This window comes from Candidatus Methylospira mobilis (assembly GCF_009498235.1).
Lineage (GTDB): Bacteria > Pseudomonadota > Gammaproteobacteria > Methylococcales > Methylococcaceae > Methylospira > Methylospira mobilis.
This window is the reverse complement of the sequence record NZ_CP044205.1, coordinates 4,519,165-4,538,145: the sequence shown is the minus strand read 5'-3', so window position 1 is coordinate 4,538,145 and position 18,981 is coordinate 4,519,165. Positions and strand designations below refer to the sequence as shown.

The window sequence follows — 18,981 nt, the reverse complement described above, 5'->3', positions numbered from 1 at the left end:
TAACCGCAAATAAGTAATTTGAAAAACTTTAGAACGAATGAAATATTTTAGCAGGGCAGAATAACTATATTTCAACTCCATCTACTGCGTTTTTAACCGCCGTGTTATGGCACCAAAATTTGAACGCCACTTTTCATAGCCACTTGTATATCGGTCACTTCGGTGCCAAGTGTTTCAACTTTCGCGGCTACATTTGATACTTCTGTTGCGGTTTCATCCAATTTTGTTATAACATTTGAAAACTTGGTTGCAATCTCTTCCGACTTAACTGCCGCAGCTTTCTTTTCTACGCCACTTTTTTCTTCTTTAAATGCATTAGCAGCGGTTTTTATATTATTCTGTGTGGCTTTTATATTGCATGTAACTGATAAAAAGTTGGCCGCCTCCAGCTTGCTATTAGCTTCGCTTACCTTGGTTTTAAAAGCCTCCATCGTAACTCCTGTCACGACTTTAAAGGCGTCTCCAATTATTACATCGGTGTTGGTACCATAAACACCTTTAAATGAAACTCCGAATATGTTGTCGTATTTGTAACCTAAAACAGTAGGTTTATAAAATCCAATATAAGTAGAAAATGCTCCAAGCAAATAAGTAGAAGTAGAAAGCCCCTCATACATTGAAGTGCTAACGCCTAAGACATTTGAGGTTTTTGTTCCTAAAATATTAGAAAACGAATTTTCACATGTAAAGTTCATATCGCCGCTGGTAGAAAAATAAGCTCCACCGCAATTATAACCTGCACCGGGATTACTGTTTCCATAAACAGTAGCATCCGCACCGCCCCCTTTCGCTTCGGGTAACGGCGCGCCTATGCTGATTTTTGTGTTGCTTACCGGTGAGAACAGATGAATTCCCTGCGCGCCCTCGTTATCATGAAATTCAAGGCTGTTACCGCCTCCGGTTTGAATCACGGAATGTTTTTGATTTTCATCTATAACGACATTCTTATAAAGAGAATTGCATACAGCGCCGAGAATAACCGGTTTATCCGGGTTGCCGTTTTCGAAAGACAGTAGCACTTCCGTGCCCTTGTGCAACGGGAAATGCATACCGTGGTCGGAACCGGCATAAGGCGAGGCCATGCGTATCCATGCCGAGCCCTTGTTGGTAATTTTATCTGTAATATCATACGGCAGTTGCACTTTATATTCGCCACGCTCGTTTAACTCGGCATATTTCCCGCTGCCTTCCGCGTCGATAAATGCATTCAGCGTACCTTCGATACGTGGAATGGGATGACGCAACTCCGGACGAAACTGTACATCCGATGGAATCGCGGTAAAGTCGGCGACATAGAAGTCATCGGTGAAATTCTGCTCCGCCGGCTCCGGCGTTCTGATTCTAAGTTTTTCAAACAGGCTGAGCGCCTGAGAACCCTGATGGCGTACACGAGTCACCAGGAAGCGGCGATTGCAGCCGGCCCGGAAGTGACCGCTTACTTCCATGAAGTGACCGCAACGCAGACCGGTCGCGTTGCTGCTGCCGTGATATTGTTTTCCACGGCAGCGGATGCCCTCGGCGCGCAAACGCGCTACTTTTTCGGCATCGTCATCGCTCCTAAGTAATTCCCCGTACAAATAAACTTCCCCGATACCCTTCTCATCCACCTCCGCCGATCCGCGAACTTCCTGGCTCGCGCGTTTCTGATTGTATCCCATCAGTAAAACCTTGCGCGGCAGGCATTGGGTATCGAATATCAGGCTTTGAATCCTGCGCGATAAGATAGGCGCGTCATCAAGTTCTCCTGGCGGTAGATAATGCAACCGCATGGCCCGGTCGGTATGCGCCAGCTTGTTGTTGGCAAATATTATTTTTTCTTGTCCGTTAATTTCTTCATACCACCAATAGATTCCTAGACGTTCGAACCAGCGCGCAATGAAAGTCAGATAACTTTCCTGATACTGGCAGGTGTAAGCCAATTTTAATGGTTCCGGCGGCTGAGGTATCCGAACTTCAATATCGTCAAGCTTCAATCCGCCGTTCAATAGCACGGAGATAAAAATCTCCTGGCGGGTTTTATCAAGGTAGACTTCGGATAAATGGTACATATCCAACTTCCATAGTTTAGGCATCAGTACCACTTTATGTAAAACCCAGCCATCAATTTTATACAATAGGGTAAATTGTTGAATCAGTCCGTAGTAAACCGTCGGCTTTTTATCATCATAGCCGTCATCCAAACTGAATTTTGCCGCTATGCCCACAATCGTGGTTTCATTAATATCCGCATCGCGGGAGGCCAACAGCAGCTCGAAACGGTATAGTTCAGAGATGGATTCTTCACCTTCAAAGCGCACCACCTGAAAAGTATCGGGCGGAAAGTTGGCGGCTTCAAAGCCGAAGTAACGCTCCGTTCCTGATATTTGGGCAGTAGTTATCATGGTAAGACTTTGAATAAATGGGTTTTTAAACGATGAAACGCTGTTTTATCATTATGAGAATATTAAGCGAAAAGTATGAATGCAGAAGGTTACGTCTGCATTCATACTTGGACATTCACTGTACGTTAATAAGATTACAGTCTGATGTAACTCATTAACAGAGCGATGAAAAACCTTTCCATAGCAAGATGCGCGGCACGGGAGGAGCGCCCTTCTGATGTTTGCGCGGGGTATGCATAACCGCACAGGGCTCGGACAACGATTTTGTAAGCCGTTTCTTCGCGCCTAAATTCGGCATTTCCGAAGATCCCGTTACATGCTCGGCGCACTGCGAACTTGCGCCTTATTGGTCGTCCCGGCTTGGCAAAACGACGCTGGCCGCATGGCAGGCATCCAAACGCGGCGGCGAGGTTTTATGCGAAATGAACGGCGATCGCGTTATTCTGTCTGGACATGCAGTGACGTTTATGGATGCGGAGATTGATGTGGAGATGTTTTAAGCAGGACACTCTTCGCGCTTGAAAGAAATTGCAACATGATCATTCGGAGGAAACTTCGTAGGAGCGGGCTTTAGCCCGCGAGCGGCTTCTTTTACGGGCTAAAGCCCGCTCCTACGAAGATAATGTTTCGCGAATTACGCGTTTTTAAAGATGATCGTATTCTTTAATCGCTTTTTCATCCACCTCCCAGCCGCCGCCCAATGCCTTGTACAGCGTAGCCAGGGCCGCCGCCGCCGAGGTTTGGCTGTTGGCCAGGCGATCCTGATCTTCCAGCAGGCGTCTTTCGGCATCAAGCAGATTCAGAAAGTCGGATACGCCTTCGCGATAACGCAGCCGCGCCAGTTCGGTGGCTTCCAGGCTGTCGCTCGCCGCCAGCTTGAGCTGCTCCATGCGAATGCGTAGATTGCGGTAGTTGACCAGCGCATTTTCGGTTTCTTCCAGCGCGTTTAATACCACCTGCTGATAGCGGGCCAGATTGGCTTCCGCGTGCGCTTCGGCGCCGACGATACGCGCATGCACGCGACCGATGTTCAGAAATTCCCAGCGCAGACTGGGGCCGAGCGAATAGGCGGTAGAGCCTGCCGATCCCAGCCCCATCAACGCGCCGGCTTCCAGCGACATCACGCCATTAAAAAACAGGCGCGGAAACAGGTCGGCAACCGCAACGCCGACGCGGGCGGTGGATGAGGCCAGGGTGCGCTCCGCCGCCTGTATATCAGGCCGCCGCCGCAGCAACTCGGTGGGGTTGCCGATATTCAGAACATCGGGATGACGCGGGATGGCTTGCGGGACAGCCAATTGCTCGGTCAGCGCATCGGGCAATTGCCCGGTCAGTATGCTCAGGCGGTGTATCGCCTTGCGTATCGCGGTATCCAGCGGCGGGACTATCGCCTGCGTGGTTTTCATCTGCGCTTCCGCCCTGGAGGTGTCCAGCTCGGTGCCGCGCCCGCCTTCGAGCATCAGCTGGGTTATTTCGAAGGTCTTGGCCTGATTTTCGGCGTTCTTCTGCGCAACCGCCAGCTGGTTCTGATAACCGCGCAGCTCGAAATAATTGCGCGCCGCTTCTCCGATCACGCTGACCATGACATCGCGCGCCTGCGCTTCAACCACCTCGATATCGGCATCCCGGCTTTCCACGTTGCGGCGGATACGCCCGAATATGTCCAGCTCCCAGGCCATGTCGAAACCGGTGTTGTAAAGGTTCAGATTGGTCGGCGCAATGCCCTTACTCGATCCGAGCGAGCTGTAGCTGCGTTGCTGCATGGTGTAATTGGCGTGCGAAGTGACGGTCGGTAGAAAATCCAGCGCCGCCTCGACGTACTGCGCACGCGCTTCGCGGATATTGGCGAGAGCGGCTTTCAGATCGTAGTTATGCGCCAGCGTCAGCGTGATAATCCGATTGAGCTTATCGTCGTCGAACTGCTTCCACCAGGCTATGTCGGTCTGGCTCAAGGCCGAAAATGGAGCGGATTTGTTGGCGAATTCGTCTCCGACCGGCGTTTCCGGGCGCGCATAGTCAGGGCCGACGGCGGGGCATCCGCTCAGCAGCAGGCTGATAAGCAGAGATAGAAAATAGGAGAGTAACTTATATGGCACGGCTCGGGTCTCTTTCAATTCCTTACAGAACATTTTGGATTACGCTCTCCATCCACGACATGGATTCCGGCGTTCCCTGCCGGAATGACGGTAACGCGTACTATTGCTTTCGCTTCATCCGCGCGACCCAGCCCTGTACGACGACATAGAACACCGGTGTCAGCAATAGCCCGAATACGGTCACGCCGAGCATACCGCTGAACATCGCAGTGCCGAGAAAGCGCCGCGATTCGGCCCCGGCTCCGGTCGAAACCATCAGCGGGAACACCCCCATCACGAAGGCCAGCGAGGTCATCAGTATCGGACGCAAACGCAAACGCGCCGCCTCCGCCGCCGCGGCAAAACGGCTGTAGCCCTGCTCCCGTTCCAGACGGCGCGCGAATTCGACGATCAGAATCGCGTTTTTGCAGGCCAGACCGACCAGCACGATAAACCCGATCTGGGTGAAAATATTGTTGTCCATGCCGCGCAGCCAGATGCCGGTCATCGACGACATCAAACACATCGGCACGATAAGGATGATCGCCAATGGCAGCGCCCAGCTTTCGTATTGCGCGGCCAGCGCAAGGAATACGAAAACGACGCTGAGCGGAAACACGAAAGCGGTGGTGTTGCCGGCCAGCACTTCCTGCAGGCTGAGTTCGGTCCACTCGAAGCCCAGCGTACGCGGCAGGGTCTGTTTCAGCACATCTTCCATCATTTTGATTGCCTGTCCGGAACTGATGCCCGGTTTCTGGTTACCACTGATTTCTGCGCTCGGGTACAGGTTGTAATGCATCACGCGGTCCGGCGCGGTGATTTCGCGTATATCCATCAATGATCCCAGCGGCACCCTTTCGCCCTTGCGATTGCGCGTAGCCAGCTGTGCGATATCTTCGGGCAGCGCGCGAAATTCGCTATCGGCCTGGGCGACGACATGGAAGGTTCTTCCAAAGCGGTTGAAGTCGTTGACATAGAGCGAGCCCATGTAGATTTGCAGGGTATCGAATACATCGCCTATCGAGATATCGTGCGATTTAACCTTGGTTCTATCCAGGTTCAGAAACACCTGCGGAACATTGGCTCTGAAACTGCTGAGCAGCCCGACGAACTGCGAGCCGGCCGTTGCCTGACCGATAGCTTGTTGCACACCGGATGCCAGTTCGTCGAAACCGGCCCCGGATCGATCCTGTATCTGCACCTTGAACCCGCCGAGCGCGCTCAGACCGCGCAACGGCGGCGGCGCAAACACGGCAATATAACCGTCTTCGATTTGCGACAGCTTGGCGCGCAGTTTTGTAATAACCTCGTCCGCACTGAGTTCCGGATGCCCTTTGCGCTCTTCGAACGGGGCGAGCCTGGCGAACAGCGTACCCGCGTTGGACTGCGTGGTGCCGGATACGATGGAGAAACCGGCATAGCTGTTGATATGCGTAACGCCCTCGGTTTCCATTATCATCTTTGTTGCACGCAACACCGTAGCATTGGTGCGTTCCAGCGAAGCCGCATCCGGCAGCTGCGCGTACACGATGAAATAGCCCTGATCCTGCTGCGGTATGAACCCGGTCGGCACATGGGTAAACAGTGCGAAGTTCAACCCGTTCAGCGCGACATAGCCTGCCAGGACCACGGCGGAGAAACGGATCAGGCGCTGGACGGCGGCATGATAGCGGGCATCGAGATAAGCAAACATGCGATTGAAGCCGCTGAAAAACCAGCCCAGGAATTTGTCCAGCAAACGCGTCACGCCGTCCTTGTTTTCGTGCCGCTGCAACAGCAGCGCGCACAGAGCGGGGCTCAGGGTCAGCGAATTGAACGCCGATATCACGGTGGAAACCGATATCGTCAACGCGAATTGTTTATAGAATGCGCCGGATAGGCCGCTGATGAACAGGGTAGGCATGAATACCGCAACCAAAACCACTGCAGTAGCCACCACAGGGCTGACCACTTCATCCATGGCTTTACGCGTAGCTTCGCGCGCATCCAGTCCCAACGCAATATTACGCTCGACGTTTTCGACCACGACGATGGCGTCATCGACGACGATGCCGATCGCCAGCACCAGCCCGAACAGCGACAGCGTGTTCAACGACAGTCCCAAAGACAACATCACTGCAAAAGTGCCGATCAGCGAAACCGGCACCGCCAGCGTCGGAATCAGCGTGGCGCGCCAGTTTTGCAGGAAAATCAGCACCACCAGAACCACCAGCACCAGCGCTTCGAACAGGGTTTTGACCACGGCATGTATCGATTCGCGGATAAACACGGTGGTGTCGTAAACGATCCGGTAATCGAGTCCTTCCGGGAAACGTTCTTTCAGCGTCGACATGGTATTAACGACGGCGTCCTTGGTATCGAGCGCGTTCGAACCCGGCAATTGGAAAATCACCAGTCCGACCGTAGGCTTCCCGTCCAGATAGAGCGCCGACGTGTAGTCCTTGGAGCCCAGTTCGATACGGGCGACATCGCGCAGACGCGTGATTTCGCCGGAACGCCCGGTTTTGATAATGATGGCGCCGAATTCCGCTTCGTCGATCAAACGCCCCGAAGTAGTGACGGTGTATTGAAAGTCGGTTCCGGCCGGCACCGGCGGCTGGCCTACGCTGCCGGCGGCTACCTGCACGTTTTGCTCGCGTATCGCGCGCACCACCTCGCCCGCCGTCAACCCGCGCGTTGCGATTTTATCGGGATCGAGCCAGACGCGCATGCTGTATTCGCGCGCGCCGAACAGCGTGATATCGCCGACGCCCGGCAGACGCGCCAGCGCATCCTTGATTTGCAACAACGCATAGTTGCTCATGTAGGTACTGTCGTAACGACCGTCCGGCGACACCAGATTGACCACCAGACTGAGATCCGGGCTGCGTTTGCGGATGCTGATACCCAGACGGCGGACTTCTTCCGGCAGGCGCGGTTCCGCCAGCGCGACGCGGTTCTGCACCAGCAATTGCGCCTTGTCGAGATTGGTTCCGGGGCGGAAGGTAATCGACAATTGCATGGTGCCGTCGTTGGTGGACTGCGAAGACATGTACAGCATATCTTCGACGCCGTTGACTTCCTGTTCTATCGGCGTCGCCACCGTTTCGCCCAATACCGCGGCGCTGGCGCCGGGATAGCTGGCGACGACCACCACGCTGGGCGGCGCGATTTCCGGATATTGCGCAATCGGCAGGCGCGCAAGCGCCAAAGCGCCTATCAGCGTAATAACGATGGACAGGACTGCAGCGAATATGGGACGGTCTATGAAAAAATGGGTAAAACGGGTCATTGCGCCTCCGGTTGTACTTTGGCACCGGACTTCAGGCGTTGAACGCCCTCTATTACCACGCGCTCCTGCGGAGCCAGGCCTTCGCTGATCACGCGTAGACCCTGCGACAGCGCCCCAGTTTTCACCTTGCGGTACTCGACAGTGTTGTCAGCAGCAACCACCCAGATAAATTTCTGGCCCTGATCGGTTCCAAGCGCCCGGTCCGGTATCAGAATCGCATCGTGCGGCTCGCTGCCGGGTATGCGTAGACGCGCAAAAAATCCCGGAGATAGCTGGTCGTCGCCGTTGGAAAATACCGCGCGGATGCGCAGCGTTCCGGTATCGGCGTTCATGCGCGGATCGACGTAATCGATCACGCCTTGATGCGGAAAATCCGCTTCGTTCATCAATTGCATTTCCGCCGGCAGCTCCGTGTCGCGATCGTTGACGCGCTTGCCTTCGCGTGTCAGCCTGCGGTATTTGAGAATGGAAAGTTCATCCGCATCGATATAAAGATATATCGGATCGATGGATACGATCTCCGCCAGCAGCGAAGCGCCGCCGCCATTGCCGTTAACCAGGTTGCCGGTAGTGATCAGTTCGCGGCCGATGCGGCCGGAGATCGGCGCCCGCACTTCGGTGAAGGTCAGATTCAGACGCGCCGCTTCCATGGTCGCCACTGCGGAATTCATGGTGGCGGTGGCTTCGCGCAAGCCCTTGCTGCGCGCATCCTGTTCTTCGGCGGAAATGGCTTTGGCGCGAAACAAACGCTCCGCGCGTTCGTAATCGTTCTGCGCCAGATCCAGTCTTGCGCGGGTACGCTCCACTTCGGCCTGCGCATGCTGAAATTCGATCCGGTATGGACGTTGATCGATCACAAACAGCAAATCGCCCTTGCGCACCTTGTCGCCCGCCTTGAAGCAGACCTTTTCCAGATAGCCGTTGACGCGCGCGCGGATTTCAACGCTGCCTACCGATTCCAGCCTGCCGCTGTACTCGTCCCAGTCGACCAGGGTGCGTACGACCGGCAGTGCGGTTTTGACGGGAGAGGGCGGCATTGACGGCGCTGCGGTGTTTGCATTGCCGGTACCGCGGCTGCATGCCGATAGCAGAAATACCAGCACCACGCTGGCGCACAGCTTCAATGTATAAGGGATATCTCGCATAGTGTTAGTCGTTTTGGTCGATATGACTAATAATAATGCACAGCGGTTTACAAATCAAACAAGCGTTTGATACAGTTGCTCGAAATATTCATTTAATTTTTGGAGGGTAATTTGCAAGAACAAGCGGTACACGATCAGACGCGCGAACGCCTGCTGTCGTCGGCCCTGGAGATTTTTGCCGAAAAAGGATTCCGCGAGGCGACTGTGCGGGAGATATGCGCGAAGGCGGATGTTAATGCCGCTTCGGTAAACTACTATTTCCGCAGCAAGGAAGCCCTTTACGTTGAGGTGCTGGAATTTTCCTGCAGGCAAGCGAGCGAGCGCTATCCTGACGATATGGCGCGCGACATATGTTTGCCGGCAGAAGAGCGGTTGTTCTATTTCGTTCAAAATTTTTTGAAACGCCTGCTGGACGATACCTATCTCGGCCATCATTACAAACTGTTTACGCGTGAGATCGCCGATCCGACCAAGGCGCTGGATCAGGTTTTGGAAACCAGTATGAAACCACGTTGCGCATTGATACATGACATAATCGACGCAGTGCTGGGAACAGCGATAGCGGAAATGGACAGACACAGAATAAGCTTTAGCATCGTGGGGCAATGTCTGGTTTATCGTCATTCGCGCTCATTGATCGATCGTGTGTGTCCTGGGGTCATTGCCGATCAGGCCGAAATTGACCGCACGGCACGGCTGATTACCGAATTTTCTCTGGCGGGATTACGTGAGCTAAAGAAATAAAAACCACTGAACTAAAGGTAAAAAACATGCCGCTCAACGCAGTGTTCAAAAAAAAGTGGATTTTATTGCTCTGTGTCGCCGCAATAGGCGGCTCGTTTCTGACGTGGCAATGGTCCAACCGGGCTCATGATGATCGGGGTTTATTGCTTTACGGCAACATAGATCTGCGTCAGGTTTCGCTGGTGTTCAACAACAGCGAACGCATCAGCGAAGTGCTGGCGCTGGAAGGCGACCGGATACGGAAAGGCCAGGTGCTGGCGCGTCTGGATACCTCGCGGCTGATTCCGCGTGTAGCCGAAGTCGAAGCGCAGACCGAGGCGCAAAAGCATGTGGTCGAGCGCATGCACAACGGCAGCCGGCCGGAAGAGATCGCGCAGGCGCGCGCCAATACCGATGCCGCGCGCGCCGATGCCGATTACGCGCGGGCGCAGTACGAACGGCTCCGTTTATTGTCTGGCGAATCGTCGGGCAAGGCTGTCAGCCAACAGGACCTGGACAGCAGCCGTTATACTTTAAGCAGCGCCGATGCCCGTTTCATGCAAAATAAAAAAGCGCTGGATCTGGCGGTTATCGGCCCGCGCAAGGAAGACATCGCTCAGGCGGAGGCGCAATGGCATTCATACGAGGCGCAACTGGCCTACCTGCGTCAACAGCTCAAGGATGCGGAGTTACTGGCTCCTTCCAACGCCGTAGTGCGTTCGCGCTTGCTGGAGCCGGGGGAAATGGCTTCACCTGTACGGCCCGTTTTCTCTCTGGCGCTGATCGATCCCAAATGGGTGCGCGCTTATGTCGGCGAAGCCGATTTGGGACACCTGCATCCCGGCGCGCAGGCCCAGGTGTCGGTGGACAGTTTTCCGGACCGGAGCTATCACGGCTGGATAGGTTTCATATCGCCGGTAGCCGAATTTACTCCCAAGTCGGTTCAAACCGAAGAGTTGCGCCCCAGTCTGGCGTATGAAGTCAGGGTGTTCGTTACGGACGAAAGCGATGATTTACGCCTGGGTATGCCTGCAACGGTTCGAGTGCTGTTGCCGCAACCAAATTAAGGACAGTCCCGCAAATCAGGGAAATCAGAATCAATAGTGCATTTCGGTTTCAATGAAACATCGTACCCTGCCCCTTCCATGCTGTGTGCGCTAGCAGGGTATGGCCTGAGCCCTGTTGACATAACCTAAGCTATTAATCAAAGAGTTGGCATCATACGCCCATAACCTGCTCCGGATTTTATTCTCGGGCGTTACGCTGAACTTACCCCCGAAGCCTGGTCTGCTCACCGCACTTCGTACGTCCTTAATCTTTCCAAACGCAAAGTCCGGCAACCCATGCCGGAATGACGTTTTTTCTTTCGATCCATCATGGCCGTTTGATCCGGTAGTTACTCTTTTCAAGCTTGCGTCAAAAGAACCAGTAAAAACCACTGCGGAGCCCCCGGTGAATGCGGCAACCGAGGATCGGAAAATTTAGAATCTCCCTACAAGCCCGATTTGAATTTCCCTATAAAACTCTGTACCATAAAAGTTTTAAAATAAATTAACTATTCAGTAGCTTGGCAGCAGCGCCGATATGTGATGTGATTACTACGCTACGGGCAAAGCTGGCGAAACTGCATTCAACCGGCGGCCCGTCCGTCGGATAGTTATACTAATAAGATCGTTTAAGTTTCTTGCAAAGTGAGTACGAACCCACTCACTTTACACTGACAGGGCAGGATCCATATATTCAATGGCAGACAATGATACTCCGGATGATCATGCGTCATATACGATAACTCGCAGGACACATATTGTCGAAAGACTTATGCAGATGGCGCGTCTGGCGGTTCTGATCAACGTAAAGCCCACCCGCGCAGCCACAAGCGGCTTCATGACCACCATCACCAAGGTATTACCCGACAAAAATCTTTTCGCCATAGAAGTCAGCGCCAACGAAGAATTGAACAAAAGTTTAAAAAACGTCGGCGAACTCGTTTTTACAGCCACAGTGGAAGGAGTGCCGGCTCGTTTCAAAGCTCCCGGATTGACTCCCGCATCGCTCGGCGGCAACCTTGTTTTCGCGGTAACCATACCCAAATCGCTATACTGGCGGCAGCGGCGGCGCTCCTACCGTCTGGCCATTCCTCTTGCTACGCCGATTACCTGCACTGTACCGCTGACTGATTCGAAATCTCACAAGTTTCCAGTGCTGGATATTTCACAGACCGGTTTTTCGCTTTTGAACGAGAATCAGCGCGCCGCCTCAAACCTGCTCGACATCGGCCAGGTTTTACAGGGATGTCAATTTTCCTGGCCTGCCTCCCTCAAGGATCCGTTTACGGCCGAATTGTGCCGTAGCGAAGTGGTGGGCAGCAACGGGGTATTCCGCAGCTTCAAGCTGGGGTTCCGTTTTACAAAAATGACTCCGGCCTTCGAAAAGGGCATACAAAATCTGCTGCATGAGCTGGCGCAAATTAAAAAGAGACAAAACCTGATGGCGCGGGACATGGGATTGTCAGGGCGAACATTCCGGAAGTAATAAAGATCGCAACGGCACACCGTACGCTACGGCACGATACGGAATACGCTTACATTCGAGCCTACCCTGGATCGGTGTTGATTTCATTATTAATAATTAACTGATGGCCGGTTATATCGGAGACTTGGGCTTTAACTTTATGCGAAACGCTCAAACCATTGTATGAGCCACTTTACTAAAAAACATGCCGGACAGGGCACACGCTATGACAGACAACATTACACAGGATGCTGACTCTGCAGCATTTACTATAACGCGCAAGGAAAATATAGTCGAAAGGCTCGCGCTGATGCAAACGCAGTCGGTTTTTCTCAATGTAAAACCCGTTTCCGCCGCCGATAACTGCGTTATCACCACCATAATCACCAAGATTTTGCCCGACAAAAATCTTTTCGCCATTGATGTCAGCGCCGATGCCGCGCTGAATGAAGCGATAAAAACCGGGGGCCAGCTTCAATTCAGCGCTACCGTGAACGGAGTGGCGGTGCGCTTCAATACCTCGAGCGTGACTCCCGCAACGCTCGCCGGCCACCCTGTTTTCGCCGCTCCGATTCCAACATCACTTTATTGGCGCGAGCGTCGCCGCTCATATCGCATGCCTATTCCGCTTGTGAAGCCCATAACCTGCACCATGTTGTTGCCCGGCTTGAACCTGGACAAGTTTCCGGTATTGGATATATCGCAGACCGGTTTTGCGCTGCTGGATGAAAACCAGCTCGTAATGAGCGCGGTTCAAGTCGGCCATGTTTTCCAGGGATGTCAATTTTCCAAACCCCTGGTGTCCAAGGAACCTTTTGTCGCCAAGCTGTGCCGTACCGAGGAAGTAGGCCGCAACGGCAAGCTCCGCAGCTTTAAGCTGGGGTTGCGCTTTGAAAAAATGTCTTCCGCACTGGAAAACGATATCAAAAAGCTGTTGCAGGAGCTGACTCAGAAAAGAAGAAGATAGCACGAAAAGCGCTTGCAAGCAGATTTCCGGTGCCGTCGGCACAAGGGTACGGCCTCCTCAATGCCAATCAAAACGGTTAATACGCACGACACAACCCTATCTTCGGTTTTGCGGTTGAAAGGATGATACCCTTCTTAATGACCGCGGCGGGGCGCAACTCAAACCGCCCCCCGGCTTTTGGGATATCCGCAGCATTTTCGAAAAAAACGCTCATCCCGTCTTAGCGTTGACAGGCTGCATAAGGATTTGAGTTTTCCTATAAGATACAGGAAAATTGAACAGATGTACCAGGCGGCATTTACCTGGTTTTTGTGGCCGTTGAGTTTTAGGTTTTGTAAAAATATTCCGTTCAACACATAAATGGACAGTTTTTTACTGATAAGGTTACCGGACAGGACTCTCTATGGCCCCAACAGACACTCAAACCGATACAGCGTCTTATACCATAACGCGAAAGTCGTATATTATAGAAAGACTGCAGCAGATGGCTCAGACATCGGTTTTGATCAATGTTGCGCCTACCCATAGTCCGAACATGGGTTTCATGACCACGATAGTTACTGTTTTGACGGCTAAAAACCTTTTCGCCATAGATATAAGCAAGAATGAAGCGCTTAATGAAGCACTGCAAGCCAGCGACGAGCTTCTTTTTACCACCACGCTGGATGGGATCGCCGTGCGCTTTAAAGCTCAAAGCTTGAGTGCTGCGACGCTCAACGGCAGCGCGGTTTTCGCAATTCCTATTCCTGACTCGTTGTACTGGAAACAACAGCGCAACAGCTACCGCGCACCGATTCCTTTTGCAAGGCCGTTGATTTGCATCGTGCAGTTGTCCGACTCGAGCATGCAAAGATTTCCGGTCTTGAATATATCGCAAACCGGTTTTTCTTTTATGGATAGGGACAAGCTTGTCAAAGAAGAAGTTGAGATCGGCCAGATTCTCCGTAAATGCCGGTTTTCCCGTCCTTCCGCAGCCGCAGACCCTTTTTCTGACGATGATGACCCTTTTTCTGCCAAAGATGTATTCTCTGCAAGGATCTGCCGTTTGACCGAGGTAAGTTCCGATGGCAGAGCTCAAGGTTTGATAGTCGGACTTAACTTTGCTGAAACCACACGCCGTTTCGACATGGGAATTCAAAACTATTTACACGAGCTGGCATTGGAAAAGAAGAGGAAAATCGAGTTAACGCGCAGTGACGGCGCATTGACAGGACGTTTTGGGCGTGACTAAACTCCGCGCAGGACGCGGACTTAAAACCTGTAAAGAAATGGATAAAATGAAAATACCGCTCTTGCCGGCAAAGAATCATACAAGTCTGGAATTTTCATCATCATGAGCTGGTTGGGAAAAATGCTGGGGGGAGCGTTCGGCTTTTTGCTGGGCGGGCCGGTAGGTGCGGTTTTCGGAACGGCCATGGGTCACCAATATGACCGCTCCACCGGACGCAGCCCCGACCGGCGCATGAATCGTGCCGAGGTACACGAGGTACAGTGGGAGTTCTTTGCCGCGACGTTTCAGATCATGGGGCATATCGCCAAAGCCGACGGTCGCGTATCCGAAGCTGAAATTGCGGCTGCGAAACGCATCATGTTACGCATGGAACTCACAGGCGACATGCGTAAACACGCCGTTCGCCTGTTCGAAGAAGGAAAACACGCCGACTTTGCCTGGGAGTCCGCGCTGGAAAAATGCGGCCAGGTATGTCACAAGCGCTACGGACTGAAACGTGTTTTTCTCGAGATACAGCTGGAAGCAGCCCTGGCCGACGGCGCGTTAAGACCAAGACAGGAACAGCTGCTGCTGCAAATTTGCGATCAGCTCAAGTTTTCGCGCTTCGAGTACCATCTCCTGCGCGCAGCCCTGGAAGCCCAGCTTAAGGTTGCCTTTGGCTGGGGCGGTCAGCATACTAATCAAGGCGAGAGAAACACATCACCCTACCGGGCGGCTCCCAGTCTGGCGGACGCTTATGCGGCGCTCGGCCTTAAGTCTTCCGCCGGCAACGAGGAAGTGAAGCGCGCCTACCGCAAACTGCTGAGCCAGCATCATCCCGACAAACTGGTCGCCAACGGCTTGCCTGCGGAAATGGTGCGGCTGGCCAATGAAAAAACCCAGCAAATCCGTAAGGCCTACGAAATGATTTGCGAATCCCGTAAAATTTAATCCTTAATCCGCCCATGCCCAGTTTTGATATAGTTTCGGAAGTCGACCTGCACGAAGTCGGCAATGCCGTGGATCAGGCCACGCGCGAAGTCGACACGCGTTTCGACTTCAAGGGATCCAACGCCCAATTCACGCTTAACGGCTCCGATCTTTCGCTGGCTGCACAATCCGACTTTCAGCTTCAGCAAATGCGTGAAATTTTATACGCCAAGTTCGCCAAACGCGGCGTCGATATAGGCAGCCTTAAAACCGATCCTCCGCAAAATGTCGGCCGCCAGGTCAAGCAGAACGTTACTCTGCTGCAAGGTATCGACAGCACATTGGCGAAGAAGATCGTCAAGCTGATCAAGGACAGTAAAATGAAAGTGCAGGCTGCGATTCAAGGAGACAAGGTACGCGTTACCGGCAAAAAACGCGACGACTTACAGGAATGTATTGCCTTTTTGCGTAGCGCCGGATTGGAACAGCCTTTGCAGTTCGACAATTTCCGGGATTGATCCACAGATCGGGTCTTGCTTAACCGTTTATCAAGATCAAACTCAGCAGGCATTGGGACATGAATAAAATTATTTGCGCCATCGCCTTCGGGTTTACGTTCTTTTTTCATGGGTGCGCCGGTATCGGGCAGAACGACGTCGATACTAATGCTGGATACGCCGGGTACGGCAACCCCTACTACAGCGCCATGTATGGTGGAGGCATGGGAATGACTGGCGGCATGTACGGTAACGGTATAGGTGGCGGCTCATATGGCAACGGCATGTATAACTATGATTTATATGGCGATCGCATGCAAGGGTATGGCATTAACGGCATGGGCGGCGGAAACTACGGAATGCCGGGCGGTCTCGGGTGGGGCGGCTGGCGGTATTAGGTTATCCGCGCATATTTCCAGTCATCGCTTTTGGACGCACGATGCCATCTGTTGTCGCTGACCGAAAACTGACCCAGTTAGAGGTGGTTTGCTGATTCAAAAGTGACCCAGGTGTTCTACTTGGCCTGTCCAATTTTTGGGCAGGAGATATAAGGTGATCACTATGGAAATGATAGGCAAGATTCGACGGATGTATTTACGCGACAAGATATCGCTACACGAGATCGCTAGACGCACGAGTTTATCGCGCAACACGATCCGTAAATGGCTCAGAGCGGAAGAGAAGGCAGTGCCGCCGAAATACCGCAGGATAAAGGCGGACTGCAAGCTCAGTTCGTTTCACGCCATACTGGAACAAGCCCTCAAGTCGGATTCCCATCGCCCCAAACACAATCGGCGCACGGGCAAGGATTTGTTTGCGCAAATCAAGACGGCTGGCTACGAGGGCGGCTACAGCCAGGTGACTGCGTTCATTCGCAACTGGCGTGCTGACGCAGGCAAGAAGCCCCATGCCTTTGTGCCGCTGAAGTTCGAGTTAGGCGAAGCCTTCCAGTTTGACTGGAGCGAGGAAGACTTGGTGATTGGCGGCATTTACCGGCGCATACAGGTATCGCACCTGAAGCTGTGCGCCAGCCGGGCCTTCTGGCTGGTGGCCTATCCGAGCCAAGGGCACGAAATGCTGTTCGATGCCCATACGCGCTCCTTTGCGGCGCTGGGTGGCATTCCCCGCCGAGGCATTTACGACAACATGAAGACTGCCGTTGATCGCGTCAACAAAGGTAAGGCGCGCGTGGTCAATGCGCGCTTTGCCGTGATGTGCGCGCACTACCTGTTCGATGCCGACTTCTGCAACGTGGCCTCGGGTTGGGAGAAAGGCGTAGTTGAGAAGAACGTACAGGACAGCAGGCGACGCATCTGGCTGGAAGCGCAGAACCTGCAGTTCGGTTCATTCGCCGAACTCAATGTGTGGCTGGGCGAGCGCTGCCGGGCATTATGGGGCGAGTTGCGCCATCCCGAGTACAAGGAACTCAGCGTAGCCGACCTGCTGGATCAGGAACGCGTTCAGATGATGCCTATGCCGGTTCAATTTGATGGGTATGTTGAAAATCCGGCTCGCGTATCGAGCACCTGCCTGATCAATGTGCAGCGCAACCACTACTCCGTGCCGTGCGAGCTGGCGGGCAAGATGGTCAGTGTCCGGCTCTCTATCCCAATCAAGTCATCGTTGTGTCGGACGACACACTTGTTGCCTGCCACGAGCGCCTGACAGAACGTGGGCATGTTCGCTATGTCAATGCCGATTTAAAATTGATACAGTTTTTGAAGAAATGCCGATTTAAATCTGATACACCTCCCCTAATTCATTATCGCGCTGGCACTATCGTTGTCGGCTCACCTTTAGCCTTGACCATACCGGCTGCCCGTTGATGTTTTAACCGGTAACTGTCGCCGGCAATCGGCACGATATGGGCGTGATGAAGCAAGCGATCCAGCAGAGCGGCAGTCAGCGTTGCGTCCTGAGCAAAGGTCGCGTCCCACTGTCCGAACGGCAAGTTGCTGGTTACAATCAGGCTGCTTTTTTCATAGCGCGCCGCGATGACCTGAAAGAACAGGTTGGCCTGTTCCCGATTCATCGGCAGGTAGCCGATTTCGTCAATAATCAACAGGCGGTAAGCGTTGATCGCCCGATGTATGACGGCCTTCAACTGATTCTGGGTATGCGCAGCCACCAGCGTCAGCAATAAATCGGCTGCCGTGGTAAAGCGGGTCTTAATGCCAGCCTGCGCCGCTTTGTATCCCAAGGCAATCGCCAAATGGGTTTTACCGACACCGGACGGGCCGATAAGCACGACATTCTCGTTACGCTCGACAAAACCCAGCCCTGCCAGTTCGTCAATCTGGCTGCGTTTGACTCCGGGGGCAAAGGCATAGTCGAACGCCTCCAGAGTTTTGATCGCCGGGAAACCGGCAAGGCGTGTAAATAGACTCTGTTTTCTTACCGTTCGCCCCGCTGCTTCCATTTTGAGCATGTCTTCCAGAAAGTCGCTATATGCGCTTTCCTGTTGCGCGGCCTGCTGAGCGGCAGCCGGGTAACCCTGCGCTATGAACGGCAGATTCAGCGATTCACACAGGGTTTGTATTCTTTCGTGTTGCAGGTTCATGCCGCCACCTCCCTTTCACTCTGGATAGCCTCCAGAAGCCCGTCATAGACCGCGAGCGGGTGTTGTAATGGCGTTTCCTGCGCCATCCGTTCGATAACAACGACCGGACGATCTGCCGCCGTTACCACCGCCTCAGATTGCGGGCGCGCCGCGCGGATATCTCCGCGCCAGGGAGCGGGCAGTTCTTGCAGGCGTTCCTCTCCCAGGCGCTCCGAGGGACGCACTTGCGTGGTGCCATGTATGCGTTCATTGGCTACGTCTTTTAGCCAGCGTCGCACTTCAGCATTGGCAGTGACCACGTCCAGCGTCAGCCCGGACTGCTTGAGCTGTGCCACCAGCGGAACATAAAAAGAGCGGCGCAGATAGCCGTTGAAACGCTCGACTTTACCCTTGGTCCTGGCGCGATAAGGGCGACACAGTTTTATAACGAAACCGCAATGCCGCGCATAATCGAGAAATCCAGCGTGGAAACGATGCTCACCTTCACCCGATGCGTCGCGCTCCAACACCACCGTCTTCATGTTGTCGTAAAGAGCCCGTTGCGGAATACTGTTAACGCTGATTGAATAATGCCCCAGAGTGCTGATTGAATTTTGACCCAGGACCTGTTGCTGTTTTGTGTTGCAGCAACTGTGGATAAGTCTACCAGATTGTTGATTTGAAGTTTTTAGATGCGCGGGAAGTTCACGAAGTTTGGAGACCGTAGTGAAC

14 protein-coding genes and 2 pseudogenes are annotated in these 18,981 nt (G+C 53.3%); 10 read left to right on the top strand and 6 right to left on the bottom strand.

Annotation, left to right across the window (positions count from 1 at the left end; translation table 11 throughout):
- Window positions 1-104 precede the first annotated feature (104 nt).
- On the bottom strand, window positions 105-2,381 hold the full coding sequence (locus F6R98_RS20710) for a type VI secretion system Vgr family protein (RefSeq protein WP_153250702.1): 2,277 nt from the start codon (window positions 2,379-2,381) through the stop codon (window positions 105-107).
- 221 nt (window positions 2,382-2,602) lie between these two features.
- Between F6R98_RS20710 and F6R98_RS20705 the strand changes: the two genes are divergently transcribed.
- Complete coding sequence (locus tag F6R98_RS20705) at window positions 2,603-2,881, top strand: PhzF family phenazine biosynthesis protein (protein WP_153250701.1); 279 nt, start codon at window positions 2,603-2,605, stop codon at window positions 2,879-2,881.
- Window positions 2,882-3,025: 144 nt separating this feature from the next.
- Here F6R98_RS20705 and F6R98_RS20700 read toward each other — a convergent pair whose 3' ends face one another.
- The 3 genes from F6R98_RS20700 to F6R98_RS20690 all read right to left on the bottom strand — a co-directional run bounded on the left by F6R98_RS20700 (window position 3,026) and on the right by F6R98_RS20690 (window position 8,872).
- Window positions 3,026-4,477: an efflux transporter outer membrane subunit gene (locus F6R98_RS20700; RefSeq protein ID WP_228124996.1), complete on the bottom strand. Its 1,452-nt coding sequence runs from the start codon at window positions 4,475-4,477 to the stop codon at window positions 3,026-3,028.
- Window positions 4,478-4,577: 100 nt separating this feature from the next.
- A complete protein-coding gene (locus tag F6R98_RS20695) occupies window positions 4,578-7,727 on the bottom strand; it encodes an efflux RND transporter permease subunit (protein ID WP_153250699.1) in 3,150 nt (1,049 codons plus the stop codon).
- Complete coding sequence (locus F6R98_RS20690; protein ID WP_153250698.1) at window positions 7,724-8,872, bottom strand: efflux RND transporter periplasmic adaptor subunit; 1,149 nt, start codon at window positions 8,870-8,872, stop codon at window positions 7,724-7,726. Before F6R98_RS20690 ends, F6R98_RS20695 begins: the two co-directional genes overlap by 4 nt.
- A gap of 111 nt (window positions 8,873-8,983) precedes the next feature.
- Between F6R98_RS20690 and F6R98_RS20685 the strand changes: the two genes are divergently transcribed.
- The 9 genes and pseudogenes from F6R98_RS20685 to istA form a co-directional block, all read left to right on the top strand.
- Entirely contained in the window at window positions 8,984-9,616 is a 633-nt protein-coding gene (locus tag F6R98_RS20685) for a CerR family C-terminal domain-containing protein (protein ID WP_153250697.1), read from the top strand.
- 26 nt (window positions 9,617-9,642) lie between these two features.
- Entirely contained in the window at window positions 9,643-10,662 is a 1,020-nt protein-coding gene (locus tag F6R98_RS20680; protein ID WP_153250696.1) for an efflux RND transporter periplasmic adaptor subunit, read from the top strand.
- A 676-nt stretch (window positions 10,663-11,338) separates the two neighbouring features.
- Window positions 11,339-12,127 (top strand): flagellar brake protein, encoded by a 789-nt coding sequence (locus F6R98_RS20675; RefSeq protein ID WP_153250695.1) that lies wholly within the window; start codon window positions 11,339-11,341, stop codon window positions 12,125-12,127.
- Window positions 12,128-12,332: 205 nt separating this feature from the next.
- Complete coding sequence (locus F6R98_RS20670; RefSeq protein WP_194270051.1) at window positions 12,333-13,073, top strand: flagellar brake protein; 741 nt, start codon at window positions 12,333-12,335, stop codon at window positions 13,071-13,073.
- A gap of 403 nt (window positions 13,074-13,476) precedes the next feature.
- Window positions 13,477-14,304, top strand: a complete 828-nt coding sequence (locus F6R98_RS20665) for a flagellar brake protein (protein WP_153250693.1) — start codon at window positions 13,477-13,479, stop codon at window positions 14,302-14,304.
- Window positions 14,305-14,406: 102 nt separating this feature from the next.
- Window positions 14,407-15,234, top strand: a complete 828-nt coding sequence (gene djlA / locus F6R98_RS20660; protein ID WP_153250692.1) for a co-chaperone DjlA — start codon at window positions 14,407-14,409, stop codon at window positions 15,232-15,234.
- 14 nt (window positions 15,235-15,248) lie between these two features.
- On the top strand, window positions 15,249-15,731 hold the full coding sequence (locus F6R98_RS20655; protein ID WP_153250691.1) for a YajQ family cyclic di-GMP-binding protein: 483 nt from the start codon (window positions 15,249-15,251) through the stop codon (window positions 15,729-15,731).
- A gap of 59 nt (window positions 15,732-15,790) precedes the next feature.
- Window positions 15,791-16,108 (top strand): hypothetical protein, encoded by a 318-nt coding sequence (locus F6R98_RS20650; protein WP_153250690.1) that lies wholly within the window; start codon window positions 15,791-15,793, stop codon window positions 16,106-16,108.
- A gap of 163 nt (window positions 16,109-16,271) precedes the next feature.
- Window positions 16,272-17,398: pseudogene (gene istA / locus F6R98_RS20645) on the top strand (IS21 family transposase); the annotation flags it as partial.
- Between the two features lie 74 nt (window positions 17,399-17,472).
- Here istA and istB read toward each other — a convergent pair.
- Window positions 17,473-18,270 carry an IS21-like element helper ATPase IstB gene (istB, locus tag F6R98_RS20640; RefSeq protein ID WP_153250689.1) on the bottom strand — a complete coding sequence of 266 codons (798 nt, stop codon included), beginning with the start codon at window positions 18,268-18,270 and terminating at the stop codon, window positions 17,473-17,475.
- Window positions 18,267-18,818 (bottom strand): annotated as a pseudogene (locus F6R98_RS20635) (IS21 family transposase); the annotation flags it as partial. The pseudogene F6R98_RS20635 and the gene istB, both read right to left, overlap by 4 nt.
- Window positions 18,819-18,981: the final 163 nt, after the last annotated feature.

Excerpts from the sequence above, each read along its gene's own strand:
- F6R98_RS20710 (WP_153250702.1), bottom strand. The coding sequence starts at position 2,381 with ATGATAACTACTGCCCAAATATCAGGAACGGAGCGTTACTTCGGCTTT.
- F6R98_RS20680 (WP_153250696.1), top strand. The coding sequence starts at position 9,643 with ATGCCGCTCAACGCAGTGTTCAAAAAAAAGTGGATTTTATTGCTCTGT.
- F6R98_RS20665 (WP_153250693.1), top strand. The coding sequence starts at position 13,477 with ATGGCCCCAACAGACACTCAAACCGATACAGCGTCTTATACCATAACG.
- F6R98_RS20655 (WP_153250691.1), top strand. The coding sequence starts at position 15,249 with ATGCCCAGTTTTGATATAGTTTCGGAAGTCGACCTGCACGAAGTCGGC.
- F6R98_RS20690 (WP_153250698.1), bottom strand. The coding sequence starts at position 8,872 with ATGCGAGATATCCCTTATACATTGAAGCTGTGCGCCAGCGTGGTGCTG.
- F6R98_RS20695 (WP_153250699.1), bottom strand. The coding sequence starts at position 7,727 with ATGACCCGTTTTACCCATTTTTTCATAGACCGTCCCATATTCGCTGCA.
- istB (WP_153250689.1), bottom strand. The coding sequence starts at position 18,270 with ATGAACCTGCAACACGAAAGAATACAAACCCTGTGTGAATCGCTGAAT.
- F6R98_RS20650 (WP_153250690.1), top strand. The coding sequence starts at position 15,791 with ATGAATAAAATTATTTGCGCCATCGCCTTCGGGTTTACGTTCTTTTTT.
- djlA (WP_153250692.1), top strand. The coding sequence starts at position 14,407 with ATGAGCTGGTTGGGAAAAATGCTGGGGGGAGCGTTCGGCTTTTTGCTG.
- F6R98_RS20675 (WP_153250695.1), top strand. The coding sequence starts at position 11,339 with ATGGCAGACAATGATACTCCGGATGATCATGCGTCATATACGATAACT.
- F6R98_RS20670 (WP_194270051.1), top strand. The coding sequence starts at position 12,333 with ATGACAGACAACATTACACAGGATGCTGACTCTGCAGCATTTACTATA.